The following is a 17,891-nucleotide window of genomic DNA, read 5'->3' as shown; positions in this document are numbered from 1 at the left end:
TGATCTGTTCCGGGGTATGGCGTCTTCTCTTGCTTGTCATGGTCACACCAGTTTTCCTGCCCGGAGCGCCGGGCGCTAGTGCGACTCTCATAACTCGTGGACCGAAATTAGGGGGTCATGCCATGAGGACGAATAGCCTCAGGCTCAGTTCTGCCGAGGGCGGAGTTCGCTCAGGAGCAAGGTGAACCCGCCCTCGGCAGAGGCGCTAGGCCAGCGTAGTGGGCGACCCTCCTCAGCTAACGGTGACGATGCTATTCCTCTCCGGAACCGTCCGGTTGACCTTTGCGCAGTTGCTCATGCATCTGCTCAGCCGAGAGGTTTGCGATTTCTGTCATGAAGCTCGGGTCGGCCATGAACGACTGGATCTCCGTCGCATCCTGACAAGCTTTGAACGCCGCGAGTTCAGAAGCAGTACGGAACTTATCCGACGCCTTCAGCTGATCCACGGAGTTGTTCTTGGCCATGGCAGCAGCGTCTGCATCCTCGTTGAGGTACTCCCAGTACGCAGTGATAAAGCCACGAACACTGGTATTGCCGACATCAGCTCCGTTGGCAGCGAAGAGTTGATTGACCCGGTCGATAACCTCCTCCAGCGGCCCTCTGGTAGGTGCGGACCGGCCACTCTTCGGCATCCCTCCAAAAGCTGGAGGCTCCATTGTTCCGTCGGCGCCACCTGTCAGGGAATAGTCCTGCTCTACCTGATCCGGGATGTATGCCACTTCTGCCAGCTGTACGCCAGCCAGATAGTCATCATCTTCAGTCTCGCCGTCAGAGAGGTGTAGGTGACGGGCAAGCAATGAGGTCAGAATCGCCCTGCGACGTAACTCGGGGTCAGCGAAGTCAACGATCTGGCTGAGGAACTGCCAAGCGTTGCGGTACTTGATCACATCTGAGCGGAAGGCTTCCAACTGGTCCTTGGTCGTCTTATCCTTTTTCAGCGTGGCCTGCCGCCATAGGCCAGTCCACTTCTGCTTGATAGGAGTAATGGCCTTCGAGATCGCCTCACCACCTGCACCGCTGAGGTAAGCCTCGGAGACCTCCTGCATCTCATCCGCGTCATAGATTCCAGCCGTATCGAGCCGATCCGCGATGTCATAGAGCGAGTTGGGGTCGACATCATCGATCACACGGGCATCCGAGTAGTATTTCTTGAAATCCTCCTGGATGCTTGCCGGGGAATTGCGGAAGTCCAGGACCATGGGAGCTGTCTTCCCCGGATAGACCCGGTTCAGTCGTGAGAGTGTCTGTACGGTCGCGATGCCAGAGAGCTTCTTGTCTACGTACATCGCCATCAGTCGGGGCTCATCGAACCCAGTCTGGAACTTGTTCGCCACGATCAGGACCCGAAACTCATCCTCAGTCTTGAACGCATGAGCAGTGTCACTGCGCTGGTTGATGCCGGCTTCAGTGACTTTCTCCCCGGTCTCATCCTCCAGCCACCCAGAATAGGCCACCAGAGTCCGGAAATTGTGATATCCCTTCTCTGCGATGTACTCGTTCATCCGCTGAGACCACAACCGAGCTTCAAGCCTGGAGTCAGTCACCACCATCGCCTTAGCTTTGCCCCCCAGCAAGTGGGCGACGTTGCGGTGGAAGTGCTCGACAACAACTCGAACCTTCTGGGCGATATTGGTCGGATGTAGTCGGGCGAAACGGACGATATTGGTCACCGCGTCATCGGTGTTGACCAGAGTGTCTTCGTCCTCCATGTGATTCTTGACCCGGAGGAACATGTCGTAGGTGGAATAGTTCGACAGCACGTCGAGAATGAAGCCCTCTTCGATGGCCTGAGCCATGGTGTAGGTGTCGAAGGCTTCCCAAGATCCGTCCTCGGCCTCGCGGCCAAACAAGCGGAGAGTCTTGGACTTAGGTGTCGCAGTCAGAGCCACGAAGGTGATGTTCGCAGCCTGTGCAATCGCGGAGTCCTGCGCCAGAAGCAGGTCATCGGAGCTGAGCTCCTCGTCCGAATCGATTTCAACGTCTGTGAGCAGCTCTTTCAGGCTTCGAGCAGTCTCCCCGGACTGTGAGGAGTGCGCCTCATCAACGATGACCGCCCAACGTCGCCCCCGCAGACTAGAGGTATCCTCGATAGCCTTCATTAGCTCGGGGAAGGTCTGCAACGTGCAGGTGATGATGTGGTCACCCTCGTCCAATGCCTTTTTCAGCTGAGAGGACTTGGTGCCTCCACGCTCGGTCACATTGACTACCAGGCCTTTGGAAGCCTGCAATAGGTTCATATCGGCGCGGATGTTCTCGTCGAGTACCTGACGGTCAGTCACCACGATGACTGAATCGAAGGTGGACTTCTGGGACGCGTCCATATGGCGGATCAGTCGGTGAGACAACCAAGCGATGGTCTTGGTCTTGCCTGAACCGGCAGAGTGCCAGATCAGGTACCGACCGCCCCCGGCGTTGGGATCATGCTGCTCAATGTCAGCAACCACACGCTCGACGGCACGCAGCTGGTGGTAGCGGGGGAAGATCAGCTTCCCGTCGGTATTAGGGTTCTTGCCCGGATCCCAAAAAGCGAAGTCTTTCAGAATCCGCATGAACATCGGACGAGCCAGGATCTCACGCCACAAGTAGTTGGTCGGAGATCCGCCTGTAGGCGGATTGCCTCCGCGGCCTTCGTGGCCCCGGTTGAACGGCAAGAACTTTGTGGAGGCGCCATCGAGCTTTGAGGTCATATAGACCTCATCGTTGGAAACAGCGAAGTGAACCAGCGCCCGCCCCGGCGCCAGCAGGGGACGGTTCTTCCCCGGTTTGCGGTCCTCCTTGTACTGGCGGATCGCATGGTGAACCGTCTGAGTGTTCTCAGTCTTCAGCTCCATAGTCACCACCGGGATTCCGTTAGCAGTGAGCACTACGTCGATGGTGTCGGTCTTGACGGTGTCGAAGCGAACCTGGCGCAGAATGCGCAGCCGCACAGCTTCGCTGCGCTCAACGACATCGAACAACTGTGCGTTGATCGGGGGGAACTCCATCATCTTGCCGAACTGGGCAGTGTTGCCGCCCCGGCGTACGTACTTGAAGCCAGTCTTGAGCACACCGAGCAGACCGCCCACCGGATTGCCGGTGTTGGGATCGAGCCTAGTGGCTTTCCTCAGCTCGCGAGTGACGTGCTCGAGCAGCTTCTGCTCGGCGTTCTTGCGAGCGCCGTTCTCCAGATCAGCTGGAACAGCTTTCTCGTACTCATCTGGATACTGGGTGGAGAGCCAGTGCAGGACATCTTCGGGCACCATGCCCAGGCCGGTGTCCCAGCCCGAGGGCTTGCCATCGTTCTCATAGAGCCAACCTCGCTCAGCAAGCTCCTCGCAGAGGGTCTTCTCGAACTCCTTCTCCATCAGCTGGGCTGTGCACATGCGACGTCCTTTCGGCCTGTGACGACTTCTGTGATCAGTGCTTGGCGGCGCTCGGTCAACAGAGCCTTCAGCTCAGCGAGCTTGATCTGCATGGTGTCGATATTGCTAGTGACTTCGTGTAACTCCTCTGTAATTCGGCGTTGCACTTCCGCCGGTGGGAGTGGAATACGCAGATCTGCAAAGTCATCCCAATACAGACGCCACTGCGCCGGGCGCACCCCGATAGACCGCGCGCGATACTGAGGGATCATCAGCGGCGATCGGAGAACGAGATGCAGGAAGTTCGGTTCAACCTCTGCCGTGATCCGTGCCACCTGATAATCAGGGCTAACGATCCCTCGATGCGGTGATACGCCCAATGAACCCTGCCACGCCTTCATCTTGTTAATCACGACATCTGTCGGTCGAACAAGTTGATATGCGCTCAGGTCGCTGGGAGTCCTATTGAAGTTGTCATCTCTAGAACTCTTCGGAATGACGCCATGGTCGCGATATACCGATAAAATTTCTTCGCCAGGATGATTCTGGTCCTTCACCGGAAAAAGAATCTTCCATAGGGGAACGAGCTCTCCATCAAACAGGCTCCCTAGCGCAGACTGAATCACAACGCGGCGTCGAACTTTCAGTGCATCTGCCAGCTGATCCAGCTTGCCGATCATGACGTCGATCCCAGCGGTCTCGTGATCGAGGTAATCCGCTATGGCGCGCTGTGTCTGCAAGTTGTGGCTCGGCACCTTAATGCGATGCAACGCCGTTCCCGCAATAGCGGGGTAGCCCACACCAACCGATGTCGCAACGATCTCATCCATTACTTGCTCTGAAGAAAGGGCGTACGCCAGAAAACGTGGCTCCGTCACGCCGTCGATAGGTCGAAGTACTGCGAATCCAGTCGAGAAGACCCGATCCGCTTCCATTTCCGTGACCTGGGCAATAGCTCGTAGATACGTTCGCACTGTCGACACGATGACGTCTCCAGGATTCGCAAGTCGCCGAGCCCGGGATGGGGCTTCTCCGAAAGAGTAGCTTTCCACATCCTCGCTTATTCGCCCTGTGGTTACATCCCCAATATCAACGTAATCAAATAACTTGTCGGCAGGTGTAGATTCGCGAAGCGCCTCATCGTTCATGCTGCACAGGGACCATAGTGGTCGCATCACTGAGTGAGGGCTCATTCCTTCACCTCCGAGAACAACTCAGAGAGTTCGCCCATCAGTCGCTGTACATCAGCATCAATCTCGGCAAGCGAGCGAGGTTCTTCCGGCACATAAAAGAGCCTGGTGAACGGAATCTCGCTGCCTGTCTTGGCCTTGGACTCGTCCCATTGTGCATCTGGCGCGAACGGCAGCACCTCGCGCTCCATGTGCTGCTGAAGATCCTCGGAGAACGGCACCCGCTCGATGATCTTCCAGTTCGGGTCTTTGACCGGCTGCCCCTTGCGATCCACGGCAGGCGAGGCGCTCTCATCAACTTCGGCCATGACCTTCATCACCGCGTCGATCAGGCCAGCCGGTGCTTTGACGCCGCCCTTCTTAGCGGCAGCCTTGAACGCCCCAGGGATTTCGTTCCAGGCGGTGCCGTCGAGCTGCTCCATGATCTCTGCGTGTTTCGGGTCAAAGTCTCGACGCCCGCGCACAGCCTCCAGGGCTTCCTGATTGAAACGGGTTGCATAACGGGCCTGTTTGAACACCGGCACATCACGGAACTTGAAGTCCTCGGGAGCAAGCACACGTGAGATGGACGCATCCGCCTCATCGAACTTTCTATAGGCCTCAAGGATCGAATTGCGCTGAGGTTCCAGCATCTCCCGGCGCTTCTCGCCCATCGCCTTACGCATGCCTGTCCAAGAATTAGCAGCATCGATCAGCTGAATTTTTCCTTTACGCTCCGGAGCTTTTCCGGTATCCAGAATCCACACATAGGTTGCGATGGCGGTGCCATAGAACATATTGGTCGGTAGGGCGATGATTGTGTCAATCAGGTCCTCGTCGAGTAGCCATTCCCGGATCGAGTTCGGCCCAGCTTCAGAGTTGAAGAGAGGCGACGCATTGGAGACCACCGCTGCACGCCCACCGTGGCCAGTCTTATCCGCCGGTGCCAGTTTTGAGGCGCAGTGGGCGAGGAACAGCATCTGCCCATCTGACTTTGAGGGCAGGCCGTGGCTGAACCGGGACCCGGGAATCTTCGCCTGCTCGCGTACCGACTCTTCATCGGCTTCCCAGTCCTTTCCGAACGGTGGGTTCGAAAGGACATAGTCGAAGCTCTTGTCGGCGTAGAGATCCTCAGTCAGGGTATTGCCCTGCTTGATCGCATCTGGACGACCGCCTTGAATCACCAGATCAGCTTTGCCAAGTGCGTAAGCAGAGGGCATCAACTCCTGGCCATAGAGGGTCACCCCGATATCAGGATTCAGTTCCTCCAGCGCCCGCTGCGCCACCAACAACATGCCGCCGGAACCTGCGGTGGGGTCATAGACTGACCGGAGTGTGGATTCGCCCACCAGGGAGTCCTCGTCGCCGGCCAGCAGCACATCAACCATGAGTTTGATGGCATCGCGCGGAGTGTAGAAGTTACCGGCGGCTTTACCCTTCTTATTGAAGGCCCGGTACATGACGTCTTCGAAGACATCGCCCATCGTGGTGTCTTCAAGTCGCTTCGGATGTAGATCCAGGTTCGAGAAGTGCTTGATCACCGCGTGCAGCCGGTTCGACGCTGCGAGGGTTCTGATCCGTCGGGAGAATTCGAAGGACTCCCAGACATCGGAGACATTCTGCGAGAAGCCTTCGACATAGTTAACGAGCGACGCCTCGACGTTGTCATCGACAGAGGCGATAGTCGCAAGATCCAGCGGAGAGGTGTTGTAGAAGCCGAGGCCGAACTTGTCACGCACTCCGATGTCGATCAGGTGAGCCGGCATCGTATCTGGCAGCGATTTCACATATGCGACGACTTCGTCCTTGGTGTCGGCCAACATGCATTCCAAGCGCCGCAGTACGGTGAAGGGCAGGATGTAGTCGCCGTAGTCTTCTTCCTCCACCACGTTGCGCAGGTATTTGTCCGCGGTGTTCCAGACCACCTGCGCAATGTTGCTGGTTGAAGCTGTCGCCATGTCTCCTCTGTCCTCATCACGGGGCACTGCGTAAGGGCACAGTGTTACCTAGTCAGCGTCACACTCGAGTTTTTCTCGTCTCTCGAGCTCCCCCAATCCTATGCATCAGCGATCTCTGTTGCCTGTGGAGTATGGCGAATGCGAAGACAGCCCTTGCCAACATCGCCCAGGGCAGGTTCGGCCTTGGTCCTCCTCGCAAGTGTCCCTATGACATCTGTGACGCCAAAACTCTCTTACGATACGAGTGCTGGAAGATAGCCCCTGGTGCTGAGTTCAGGGAGTCCTGTCACTTGTGTCATCGTGTCAGAGATCCCCCGATATCCGCCGGTTTTGGGATGACAGGATCGGTGACACAGCAGTGACACGTATCCCTTTGCGGGCGCGTTGATCTGCACTGGGGGCTTCAGACCCTCTTGTGGGACCCCATCACAGACGGAGGAGGAGCAGCAGCTCCGCTCAGTGGCGTCACTCCTGCCCCTCCGAGTCAGCCTCTCTGCGAGGGCCTCGAGACTTACTCGTCGTCTCCGCGGGGGCGGATGTTTCCGTAGTATCGCTTTCCTCCAGTGCGGGGCCCCTCGTCCCCTACCTGAACACCGTTGCGGCGGAGGTCCTGGGCGAAGCGGCGGGGGCCGACCGGGTGGATGCCCAGTCCCTTGCACCAGGCCTCGTAGTGGCGGCGAGTCTTGCGTGGTGACTGGGTGAACCCAAGCGCTGCAGCTCCGACAATGTAGAGCTCGTCGACGAAGCGTCCGACGGTATCGTTCTCAGCGGCGTATTCCTTGTTGGCGACCTCCACCACCTCAGGTGTCTCTCCGAGACCATGTTCGAGGTATTCGAGCGTGCCCTCGATGATCCAAGCCAGCACCGCGGGGAGGTGCTCGCGGATGAGAGTGCTCTTCAGCTGGGGGACCTTCTTGCCATCGGGAATCTCCTCATCGAAGGGGAGGATGCGCATACGGCGGGTCATTCCGATGTCGGTGCCGTCGAAGGCGGGGCGGTCATTGCCGACCATGCACAGGGTGTGGGTCGGCAAAAAGGTCTGGTAGTCCTGACGCATATAACGGCCGGTGAGCTCCTCATTTCCGGTGAGCTCCTTGACCCGCTGCTCATTCAGGCGGGCGGAGGCCTTGACCTCGGAGGCGACGGCGAAACGCGCGCCCTTCAATGCCATGATTTCTGTGGGGTGGTCATCGTGGGTCTTGTCCATCAGGTAATTCGCCGGCGCCTTGACCGCGTAGCCGCCCAGTGCCGCCTTGACGGTCTCGATGAAAACTGTCTTTCCGCTTCCGCCGCGTCCCCAGAAGAAGACCAGGATTTCATTGAGGACCTCTCCGATGGCGGCCATGCCGATCAGGCGCTTGAGGTAGCGCTGCAGCTCCTGATCCGGGACGCTGATGTCGAGGAACTGCTGCCAGAGGCCGCGATCGGCCTCAGGGCCGGGTGTGGTTCCAGCGATGGTGGTGTGGAGCTTGTCGGGATCGTGAGGAAGAACCTCCCCAGTGCGGAGGTCGACGATCCCTCCAGGGGTGTTGAGCTCGTAGGCCTGCTGGTCCAGCTGATCCCCGGAGATGCGCAGCTCCGGCAGGATGCGTGCGACCTTCAGGGCCGCCTCCAGGGATGAGGCCGAGAGTGACCTCTTCTGCCAGCCGGCCAGGTCTTCGTCGAAAGCCCTTTCGTCAGGATCGACCATCGCCAGAATGGCATCTGACATCAGCTCCATAGCCATGCCCCCGGTCTTGTCCTGGACGGACCAGTGAGTCCCGGTGAAATACATCCACTTGCCGGATTCGACGTAGTAGCGCAGCTTATCGCGGTGGTGCTCAGCCAGCAGGAGCGCGTTGCCACGGTCGGTCATGGCCAGAGGCCCCTCGAGTTCTCCGCCCTTGTTGGACTGTTTGGATGAGACCTTGCGGCCGTAGCCGCGCTTGCTCAGCGCCTTGGCTGCTGCGGCCCAGTCGATCGCACCCTCGACGGAGTGGTTCAGGGTCGCGTAGGCGCCGAACTTCGAGTAGGCCACCTCGGGTTCGAAGTCGGTGGAGGTGGAGAAAACGTAGAGCTTGTCTCCGTCGGCGTAGTTCAACGTAGCGTCGTGCTTGCGCTGGTCGCGCGACTGAGCACCGGGGCGGCGCAGGTAGAGTTCATCGCCCTCAGTCTTGACCACCTCCCAGCCGGCGGGCTCGAGGACATCGGTCATCCAGTCGGCACGCGCGTTGAAATCATCACCGGGGCGAAGCTCCCCCTCCGACGATGAAGTGCGCGCCGGCGCCCCGGCCGTCACAGGTGCCGGAGACGGACGTTCATCGAGCGTACGGAAGAGATCATGGAGCGTCTCGCGCTCAGTCATGGTGATGATGGCGATCTCCGCAGGACCGCCGTGGAGGCGGACGTAGGGTTTGCCGGTGGGGTGGGTCGGCCCATAGGAGGGCGCCATGACACAGAATCCACCGCGCCCGCGGGTCTCAGCGATGACCTTCAAGTCGTGAGTGCGAGCGAGGGTCGTGTTGCTGGGCATCTGCTCGCCGTCGAGGTCCAGGCGGTAGAGGATGTGGATGCCGCCGGAGGGGCTGCGCTCAGAGAATCCGTGGCGAACCTGCTCCAGGAGATGGCCGACTCCGCGCTCCTCTGCGAGCTCTTCGACCTGGGTGAGCTTATCGACGTGGTCACCCTCGATTTCAAGGAGTTCGACATCTCCGGAGGACTCGCCAGTGATGATTCCCATGCCGACGCGGGAGCGCTTGCCCCCATACCATTTCTCGATGTCCGCGGCCGAGGTCTGGTAGTTGGGCCAGCCAGTACCGACCGCGGGGCGCTTGGTCCCGTCCTTCTTCACAGGAAGGACCTGGAACCCGCAGTCGAAGAGCTCCTCAGCAGTCTCGAGGATGGAGAGGGGCTGGTGGTTTTCAGTGTTATGGATCATGCTGCTCCCAGTGTCCGGCTGCTTCCCGGGGACTCTGGCGAGCCCCTGGGAGTGCCCTTGCCGGACGGGTCGTTCGGGCATTCGGGCGAGGCTGTTGAGCGCCTCGGGGGCCGCAGTGTCCGGCTGCCGTATCTCGACCCTTCCTGGAGTCGGTCTGGGCGTGCCTGTGAGCTCCTCGGATCCGCTTATTCACGGGGATCTAGGCGGGAACACCTGTGAGAGCAGGTAGGAGTTCAGGGCCGTGATGTGCCTAGGCGGCAGAAGTCATCTGGGAGGACAGGATGCACGTCAGCGCGGCTGATGATATGGCCCGCGTTGTTAGAACCCGGGTTGCCAGCATCCTCCGAAGTCAGGCCCGAGCTTGTAGTCCAGGAAGGGGCCGCCTCGTTTCCGTAGGGAAGCCTCGAAGCCCTGGGCGGCAGACTCGATCATCCCGAGCTCGAGTTCAGAGAGGCGAAGGGCCAAGTAAGTCAGAGCACCTCCACCGATTCCGATCCGCAGCAGGACCGGCATGCGAGCCCCTGGCAAGCGCGCTCCGGGGCCTGGCGGAAGATCCTCGGGGATGTGTATCTCATCTGATTGGTCCTCGTTGAGGATGTATTCCAGCACCGCCCCGTCAGGGAGCCGTGCGGCCTCAACCTCACGGATGAGCCAGTCTAAGAACACGCGCTCGGCCGGTAGAAGATTGAACTCAGCCCAGGCGTATCGCATTTTCCTGCCCTGGCTGGCACCGATGGTGACCAGCACAGTCTGCAGTTCTGGCTCCACCCTGATCACTCTCCTTTCGTGCTCAGGGTTCCACGAACCACTGACACGCAACGGTGACGTCATGGCGGCACGAAGTTCGCGAATTCCGGACACTCTCTGGTCATGACAAACGACCGACGGCTGCACCTCAATCGGCATGTGCGAGCCCAACTTCTGAGCGCGACCACCGCTGGGCTCTATGACGTGGACGATGAAACGGCGCATATGTACCTCGATACGGCCAACGCTCTGCTCTTGGAGACATTGGCTGATGCTGACCCTTGGCGAGACCTGTATGGGCCAGAGGACCGAACCTTAGATGGTGACCGCTTCGGACATCCTGAGGCGTTCCATGACGTTCTCCATCCAGGACCGGTATTGCGGGCCGCACGGGACTTCGGGGAAGTCAGGCGGGACCCGATCACTCTCGATGAGAAGAACCGCCTCTTCGCCTGGCTGGCGCTGCGACACCGGGTCATCGCCACCTGGTGCGGACGTTTCCACGAGGTGTATGCGATCGCTGATCAGGCCGCCCGCATTGCCTCCGGGATGAACTCGGACTTCACGCGAAAACGCATGATCGCGGTGCACCGCATCGAGGATGACGAGTACTTTCACGCCAGAAATCTCGTGCACGCTCCGTGAACACCAAGAGTGCGCAGTCAGACCCTCCATCTGTGCATAGGTCGTATGCTGAGAGCGTGAACGAAGAGCTTATGCGACTGAACCCCGAGGAGCTAGGCCTCGACGTCGAGAACCCGACGTGGGAGCAGCAGCTCGTGGCAGCAGTCAGAACCTCCTTGCGCCAAGGACAGCAAGTCTCCTTGGTTCAGGAGGAGGGTCAGTTCAGCCCTCAGCAGGTGGCCGAACTGTTGGGGGTCCACCGGGCTACGATCAGCCGGAAGATCGCGGCAGGAGAGATCCGTGCAACGAAGGCGGGCGCCCACCATCGCATTCCGGTCTCCGAGGTGCACCGCCTCCAGCAAAAAGCAGCCCCAGCAAAGGCCTATCTCGAGGACAGGGGCAGAGGCCCCGCACAGCCGACCGTCCTCAAAGAACATAGCTCCGCGCAGAGCCGCGGTCGGCACATTACCTACTGCGGTGACAACGCCGAGATCATGCCGCGCCTGACCCCCGGCTTCGACGCCGCCTTCTTCGATCCGCCGTACAACACGAAACGCGGGTCTGAGAGGCACTCCTATCGGAACAGGTTCACCGCCGATGAATGGACCGCTCAGACCAAGCACCGCCTGGAGCTCACCTGGAGCCTATTGGCCGAAGACGCGGTGCTCATCGTCACCATTGATGAGCGGTCACTGGGTCAGATGCTGGCCATCGTCGCAGAAGTCACCAACATCCCGCCGCAGATCGTCTCGGTACGCACCCTGCGTTCAGGGACCTACCGGCCCGGTTTCCGTCGTACCGGTGAGTTCTACCTGTTCATCCACAAGGGCGCGATGAGCCCAACCCCACAGCCGCTCGGGCCGGAATGGGGGCTGACCGGAAGAACCCCCACCGGACTGGCCTCCACTGCAGGTGCGGTGCGCTGGAACCCGCTGTTCCGTTCAGGGGCTGACAACGCCCCAGAGTCGGCACCCGGCTGCGTCTATCCCGTTTGGATAGCCCAGGGTCGCATTGTTCAGGTCGACGGTCCTCGACCCCATCCGGAGGCGGAGGGGATCTGGCCGACCAATGGGCAGGGCCGGCCGGGCCGGTGGCGCCTTCGCCCCGAGAAAGCAACAGCCCTGCATGCCCGGGGTCTGATGAAGCTGGGCAGAACTTCTCCCCGGGGACGCACGCCGATCTATTATCTGCCTGCCGGGCAGGTGGCCGCTTTCGATGCTGGGTTCATCGTCTCTGAGGGTCTCGATGACCAAGGCGCTCACCAGTTGCGGCTGACCAAAGACCGGGCCGTGCTGCCCGGCACGGTCTGGGATGTCTGGACCCATGACTACGGCATCTTCGGCTCACAGCTGTTGCGAAAACTCGTCCCCGATACTGGCTTCACTCACGCAAAGTCGGTCTATGCCGTTGCTGATGTCCTCCGGATGGTCCCGGCGCGAAGAGTCCTTGACGTCTATGCCGGTTCTGGCACCACTGCACATGCGGTGATGATGCTGAATCAGGCTGATGGTGGCAGCCGCGAATCTGTCTCCATCTCACTGGATGAGGGAGGCGAATATCACCGGACTCTGGTGCCGCGTCTGAAGGCAGCGACGACAGTGCCGTTGGCCTATCGAGGCATCCTCGAAGGCTACACCGGAGTCCTGCCCGGAACTGTGGTCCCGGACCCACCGCTGTAAGAGCCCAGAGGCTGAATATCGGGGCAGGTTCCTGCGGCGAATTACAGGGGCCACGCCGCCCTGCGCCGGCAGGCGCGCCACCCCGCGACAGCGGGGATACACCGGCAACCCCCAGGGGGAGTGTGAGGGGACGAAGCCCCTCACAAAAGAAACCAACGAGGACCATTGTGCCCGCGCTCAAAAAGCAGCCACTCGCCGTGATCTCTCAGCGGCGTTGTGACCTCCGGGTCTCTTCACGCAGCCACAGGATGCTGATGACGCAGTGCCCCAGCAGCGCGGCAACGGTGAGGCCGGTCAGCAGCAGCACTCCGAAGGTGCTGGCCGGGGTGTAGTCGCTGCCGTACAGGTCGCCCAGCACGGTGAACAGCGCCGCATTCAGGAACCCGCCGGCAAAGATGATCAGCAGGAACCCCACCAGTGCGCCGGCGGTGCCCAGGCTCACTCCCCACCGGCGACGCATGTTCAGCCCAATGGCCACCACGCCGTAGGCCAAGGCAGCGGCTGCACCGAGGATCACTCCGTAGACCGTCACGATCGCTGCTGCCAGACCTGCACCTTCACCATGGTGAGTGATCTGCGGGTCTGCGTGATACATCTCATCCAGGGCACCGATGCCGGCATGCATTCCGATAAGACCCAGCACGATCGCACCCAGAAAGCACAGCAGACTGAGCCCCAGCAGCTTTCCGTACCGGCCGTAGTCAATCGCCCCGTCGGTCATGTCCCCACTGTAGCGACGCACACTATGACCGACCTGAGGCCGGTTCTGCGCGCGCGAATCCGACTCAACTTCCAGCCGACGCGCACCGTCAGGCACTCACAAACCTGGCCACGGATCTTCCTCGGTGAGCGACAAGAACCCCTGCCCCATGGCACCTCCCCATGTACACGAGGTAAGCGATCAGATCAGCCCGCAATGTAAGGCAGGAGTTCCCCTGGAGAAGGAGCCCGTCGAGGAGGCATGACGGGCACGAATCGCTCCGTAAAGGTGGCAGTCTGAAGCACCTTGCCCGGACGGCCGCAGTGAACCTCGCCGTGGAGACCGGAGCGCTTCAATATTTGGTTCTTAAGTGGAGCTGGGGGAAGTCGTGGTCTGGAGGTTTTATGCCATGGAGGCTCTGCGGGGTACTTCTGCCGGGATTGGGGGTCTATACGGGCACCTCGAGACGCCGTCAGATGAACCGTAGCTGACACGCGGCCGGCGGGGACTTCTCTCGAGGGGCGAGGGTCCCGGCTCGTGGTCGCGTCGAGGGGTCTCGGCTGAGAGTGTGATCGCAAGTGGCAAGCTGTGGAAGTAGGGGGTTAGGAGGCTATAGGAGATGGGGGTCTGGCAGGGTACTTCTGCGGGGAAATAAGGGGCAGGTACGGCACTCGAGCCGCCCGGGGATCAGTCATCCAACGTTGAGAGCACACAACCGATCGTGACGCACCCTGTGAGCGACTGCAAACGCAGGATCGTGGGCACATAAGTGGGGCGAATAATCTGGCCTTCAGGTCACAGGGTAGCGCGGTGGCGCAGTAGTTTCTGCAGCTGAATCTTGCCCTGTTCGTAGAGCCAGGAGCGGTCGGCTCACTGGTCTTCGGTCTGGTCGAATCGTTGGTGAAGTCGTGTGCGAATCCTGCGCCGCTCTTGGCGGTTCTCCCGCTTCTTGTACTGGCGTCTCTTGCCCGGGCGTTCCATGCCCGCGATCCACTTTCGTTCGGAGGTGAACGCGACGTCGTCACCGAGGGCTTTGCGTCGATATAACCCTGCGAAAGATGGAAGGTTCTCTGGTTCGTTCTGAGCCATCGGGGGAGCCTCCTCCTCATCGAATGTGGTCGATGTTCGGTCCGCCTCAACATCAGTGCTGAGGCGGACCGAACAGCCGAATCAGACGAAGACGACGTCTGCGTCAGTGAGGTTGTTCAATGTCTGTCCGCTGGCGAATCGCACCGTGTAATAGTCGGTGCCCAAGCCCTCGTCGAAGCCGACCACAGTGCCCAATGTTCCGGCCTTGATCTCTTGTGGTGACAGCGGATGCAGCTCGCGGCGAGCAGCGACCCGTTGCCCCAGTTTGGTGGAACCCGGGCCGGGCTCTGCACCGGCACCGACGGTGGGGGATGGTTCGTGGGTGACGATGTCGAAGAACCCTGCTTTGGTGAGCACCTTGTCGAAGAGGTTATAGCCCTTGAGTATCAGCAGCAGAAGTCCGACGAATATCAGCAGTGCCACCACGACGATGACCAGAGCTGCCGAGGCAAGGAAGGGACTGAGGATGAGCTCGAAGATGTACTCCGGCCACCCTCCCATGGACCGGTTCTCCATCCTGTCGGGAGTCAGACCGAAGAGCAGCATCAGCACCCATCCGGCCGCATAGACGACCGCGATGAATATGAGCAGGAAACGGAAGAACTTCCGTGCGTTGAAGCGACGAGTTCGGGCCATCATCAACCCCCGACTGTGATGCTGCTGATAGGGACGAATACCGGTGCGGTGTGGTGATCAGGCATCCTCGAACTCCTGCTCCACTTCGTCGCGGATTTCCTCCCATTCGTCGCGGTCAACCCAGATCTCTCCCCAGCCTCCGACGAAGCGAATACTATGGGCACCTTCCTCGTCTTCGTAGCTGGCATCCAACGAGACTCCGTTATCGACAGTGCATGAGGTAGTTTCGCCCTCCTGGTGACTGAGACCGTCTTCACAGTTGACGTCGTCGGTGTGGAGACCCTCTTCCCAGGCGAGCATCATCTCCAGGTCTTCCCGGGGGACGTCGTCGCCTCCGCAGGCGGTCAGCAGCAGTGCCGCCGCAGGGATAACGGTCGCAGCTTTCACGCGCTGATTCATGGTCGTTGTTCCTCTCTGTACGTAGTGGCAGTGGAAGGGGGGTCGATGACTGGTTTTACCAGCCGGTGTTCTCGTCCTCATCGAGGGGGCCGTCTTCATCGACCTCACCCTCGCCTTCGCCCTCGGAGTCATGGGTTTCGTCGAAGGGCAGTTCGGCGCCTTCGTGCTCGACGGTGACCGGCTGTTCATCCCAATGGCTGGTGATCTCTGCATCCAGGGAGATGGTCTCGAAGTCAGCCGGAATAGCGATCACGCTGACCTCTCCGAAGCTGTTGCCGCCGTTGCGTCCTGCGTCGGTGGATTCGTAGCGCTCCTCGATGGTGGTGTCATCGACGGTGATGCTCCAGTCCACGACGCTGGGCTGGTCATCGTTGGCCCGGTAGTAGCCGGCACGGGCATCACCGTCACGGCTGACCGAGGCTTCCCAGTTCAGTTCCAGCCAGGCCTCGCCCTCGCTCGCCCAGCCCATCATCGGGTTCCAGGCAGTGATGGTGTAGGACTCGACGACTGCTTCGGTGGAGATGGTCAGGTCTCCGGCCTGGCTGGGAGAGCCGACTTCTTCTTCGGTGATGGTGTCTTCGAAGTCCGGGAAGTCCAGAGTGATGTCCGCCTCGGGCTGGTGGCGGTTCTCGACATAGAACCCGTCGGTGATGGGGTCGCTGTCGCGCTGGCCGGTGAGAAGGTCATAGCGCTGCTCGGTGTCCTCCCCGGTGGTCACCACCAGCTCAGCACCACTATCAGGCACCGAGACCAAGGCGCCGCCCTCGAGGGAGCTGAGCTCGATCTGCTCATCTCCCAGGTCCAGATAGGCGTTGTTCTCCGGGGCTTCGGGGAGCTCGTTGGCTGCAAACGATGCCCAGAGATAGCGGAAGGTTTCGCCTTCAGCCGGGGCGTGGGGGACTGCGGACTGATCATCATCGACGCCGCGCTGGCCAGGGACGCCCTCGACGGTGACCGTCTCTGCAGCCCCGAGTTCCTCGATCGTGACGATCCCGGCGGGGGTGACGATCTCAGAATCCTGTGGGTCTGTCTCCTCGCTGACGGTATAAGCACCACCGGAGACCTCCTCGCCCTCGACGAGACTGCCACCAGAGGTATCGACAGCGTCATCCTCCTGGTCCTGTGGGCTGGGAGCCACGATCAGACCCGAGTCAGCTTCGGGGCGAGGCGGAGCTTCGATTTCATCCAATGCCTCCGGGGCATCGTCACCGCCAGCGTCGACCACGTCTCCTTCAGGGCGGGAGATTTCCATCTCCGCCTCGGCGAGGATGGACTCGTCGAACTCGGTGGTTATCTCGCCGTCGGAGTCCTCGGAGTAGTCAAAGGTTGTGAGGTCCCAAACTTCACCGTCGTCGGCGAACAGGGTCCGGGCGCCGCCGCAGGCCAGCTCACCTGTGACCTCGCCCTCGCCGTCGACGAGGAAGAAGCACCCGGCATCCTCGTGGACCGCGACGTTGTCGCTGGGCAGCGAATCCAGCCATGCATTGGTGGCCTCTTCGAGAAACTCTTCGGCGTTGTCGAGGCCGACGTCGCTGCCTCCGCAGCTGGTCAACAATAGGGCGGCAGCGCCCATCACAGATACCTCGTAGAGCCTTCGTTGTCCTTGGTTACGCATGTTTCTCCCGTCGTTGAGGTCTGAGTCCCGATCATTGTTGCACTGTTATAACTCTGTCGCTTTTGTGTGACACTCCGCGCAAGCTGGAATGTTGTGGCGATTGGCGAACTTCATCGGCGGGTTGGTGCGAACCTGCGGCGGCTCCGCAAGCAGCGTGGGGTCTCTCAGGCGCGGTTTGCCGAAGAAGAACTCGAGGGACTACACCGGGTCTACTACGGCGGCATCGAGCGCGGGGAACAAAACTTGAGTCTCTCCGCGATCGAGGACTATGCGAGCCGACTCGGCATTGACCCCCTGGAGCTGTTCCGCGATCCCGAGGGCGCAGAATAAGCACCGTCTGCCGCGGATAGGGGCGGCTTACTCGCCTTGGCAGCGGGTGATACTCAGCAGATCCTCCAGCGCCTGGTGCACTCGTTTGGCGCTTTCCAGTGATAGGTCCATGCCCCGGCCATCGACTCCGAGGCCGACCCATACATCTGGCTCCCCCAGTTGCTGGTGGATCACCAAAAAGACTTCTGCTGAGTCCGGTCGTCTATGCGCCGCGCCATCGCCAGCTCGCGCGGATGTCCGCGCGTTTTCCGCCACTGGCACCACCACGATCTCGCTCTCGTGGCGGCGGTCATCAGGATGAATCTCGTCACCATGCTGGGCACGGCACCACTGGGGGCAATCTGGGCCCGCCAGTCCGTTGCTCTGGTCACTCATGAGGGGTCCTTCCGAGGTTGTCGCTTCGCTGGTGACCAGTGAGTGTCCGGAAGCGACACCTGCCTGCGCAGCCCTCCCCTCAGCACCCAGAGATCCTGGTCTGCTGCGTGCCCCTTGCCGGGCTCCGGACACTCAGGGGCTGTAACCATGCAGCCAATGTGGAGGATGAGTCCGTCCTCGTGCCGTGGCTCAGCAGCCTGAGATATACGCAATTACTGCTGATAGACACACCATAGGAAAATGTGGACAAGCGCCGGTCGCAATGACAGCTATGACAGACATGACATCTCTGCGCTCAAAACGAGCCAGCAC

14 protein-coding genes are annotated in these 17,891 nt (G+C 60.4%); 3 read left to right on the top strand and 11 right to left on the bottom strand.

The window, feature by feature from the left end:
* Positions 1-251: 251 nt before the first annotated feature.
* From FEF26_RS07935 to FEF26_RS07915, 5 genes are all read right to left on the bottom strand, one after another.
* Entirely contained in the window at positions 252-3,362 is a 3,111-nt protein-coding gene (locus FEF26_RS07935; protein WP_138253003.1) for a type I restriction endonuclease subunit R, read from the bottom strand.
* A complete protein-coding gene (locus FEF26_RS07930; protein ID WP_166432959.1) occupies positions 3,344-4,489 on the bottom strand; it encodes a restriction endonuclease subunit S in 1,146 nt (381 codons plus the stop codon). The genes FEF26_RS07935 and FEF26_RS07930 overlap by 19 nt, the downstream gene beginning before the upstream one ends.
* A gap of 41 nt (positions 4,490-4,530) precedes the next feature.
* Entirely contained in the window at positions 4,531-6,468 is a 1,938-nt protein-coding gene (locus tag FEF26_RS07925) for a type I restriction-modification system subunit M (RefSeq protein WP_138253001.1), read from the bottom strand.
* Positions 6,469-6,979: 511 nt separating this feature from the next.
* Complete coding sequence (locus FEF26_RS07920; protein WP_166432958.1) at positions 6,980-9,385, bottom strand: phage/plasmid primase, P4 family; 2,406 nt, start codon at positions 9,383-9,385, stop codon at positions 6,980-6,982.
* 318 nt (positions 9,386-9,703) lie between these two features.
* The gene (locus FEF26_RS07915; protein WP_138252999.1) at positions 9,704-10,153 is read right to left on the bottom strand and encodes a hypothetical protein; all 450 of its coding nucleotides are present in this window, start codon (positions 10,151-10,153) and stop codon (positions 9,704-9,706) included.
* Between the two features lie 102 nt (positions 10,154-10,255).
* On the opposite strand from FEF26_RS07915, the gene FEF26_RS07910 reads away from it, so the two are divergent.
* The gene (locus FEF26_RS07910; RefSeq protein WP_138252998.1) at positions 10,256-10,777 is read left to right on the top strand and encodes a hypothetical protein; all 522 of its coding nucleotides are present in this window, start codon (positions 10,256-10,258) and stop codon (positions 10,775-10,777) included.
* A gap of 56 nt (positions 10,778-10,833) precedes the next feature.
* Positions 10,834-12,435: a helix-turn-helix domain-containing protein gene (locus tag FEF26_RS07905; RefSeq protein ID WP_138252997.1), complete on the top strand. Its 1,602-nt coding sequence runs from the start codon at positions 10,834-10,836 to the stop codon at positions 12,433-12,435.
* 205 nt (positions 12,436-12,640) lie between these two features.
* Here FEF26_RS07905 and FEF26_RS07900 read toward each other — a convergent pair whose 3' ends face one another.
* The 5 genes from FEF26_RS07900 to FEF26_RS07880 form a co-directional block, all read right to left on the bottom strand.
* Positions 12,641-13,156 (bottom strand): hypothetical protein, encoded by a 516-nt coding sequence (locus FEF26_RS07900; RefSeq protein ID WP_138252996.1) that lies wholly within the window; start codon positions 13,154-13,156, stop codon positions 12,641-12,643.
* A gap of 849 nt (positions 13,157-14,005) precedes the next feature.
* Positions 14,006-14,224: a hypothetical protein gene (locus tag FEF26_RS07895; protein ID WP_138252995.1), complete on the bottom strand. Its 219-nt coding sequence runs from the start codon at positions 14,222-14,224 to the stop codon at positions 14,006-14,008.
* Positions 14,225-14,305: 81 nt separating this feature from the next.
* Complete coding sequence (locus FEF26_RS07890; protein ID WP_138252994.1) at positions 14,306-14,863, bottom strand: hypothetical protein; 558 nt, start codon at positions 14,861-14,863, stop codon at positions 14,306-14,308.
* A 54-nt stretch (positions 14,864-14,917) separates the two neighbouring features.
* Entirely contained in the window at positions 14,918-15,259 is a 342-nt protein-coding gene (locus FEF26_RS07885) for a hypothetical protein (RefSeq protein ID WP_138252993.1), read from the bottom strand.
* 55 nt (positions 15,260-15,314) lie between these two features.
* Positions 15,315-16,874 (bottom strand): hypothetical protein, encoded by a 1,560-nt coding sequence (locus tag FEF26_RS07880; protein WP_138252992.1) that lies wholly within the window; start codon positions 16,872-16,874, stop codon positions 15,315-15,317.
* A gap of 66 nt (positions 16,875-16,940) precedes the next feature.
* On the opposite strand from FEF26_RS07880, the gene FEF26_RS07875 reads away from it, so the two are divergent.
* Complete coding sequence (locus tag FEF26_RS07875; RefSeq protein ID WP_208012870.1) at positions 16,941-17,204, top strand: helix-turn-helix domain-containing protein; 264 nt, start codon at positions 16,941-16,943, stop codon at positions 17,202-17,204.
* 27 nt (positions 17,205-17,231) lie between these two features.
* Here FEF26_RS07875 and FEF26_RS07870 read toward each other — a convergent pair whose 3' ends face one another.
* Entirely contained in the window at positions 17,232-17,579 is a 348-nt protein-coding gene (locus FEF26_RS07870; protein ID WP_138252991.1) for a DUF6907 domain-containing protein, read from the bottom strand.
* Positions 17,580-17,891: the final 312 nt, after the last annotated feature.

It is taken from the genome of Nesterenkonia salmonea, from assembly GCF_005771525.1.
Taxonomy (GTDB): Bacteria; Actinomycetota; Actinomycetes; order Actinomycetales; family Micrococcaceae; genus Nesterenkonia; species Nesterenkonia salmonea.
Note: the sequence above shows the minus strand (reverse complement) of the source record. Positions and strands in the feature narration are given on the sequence as shown.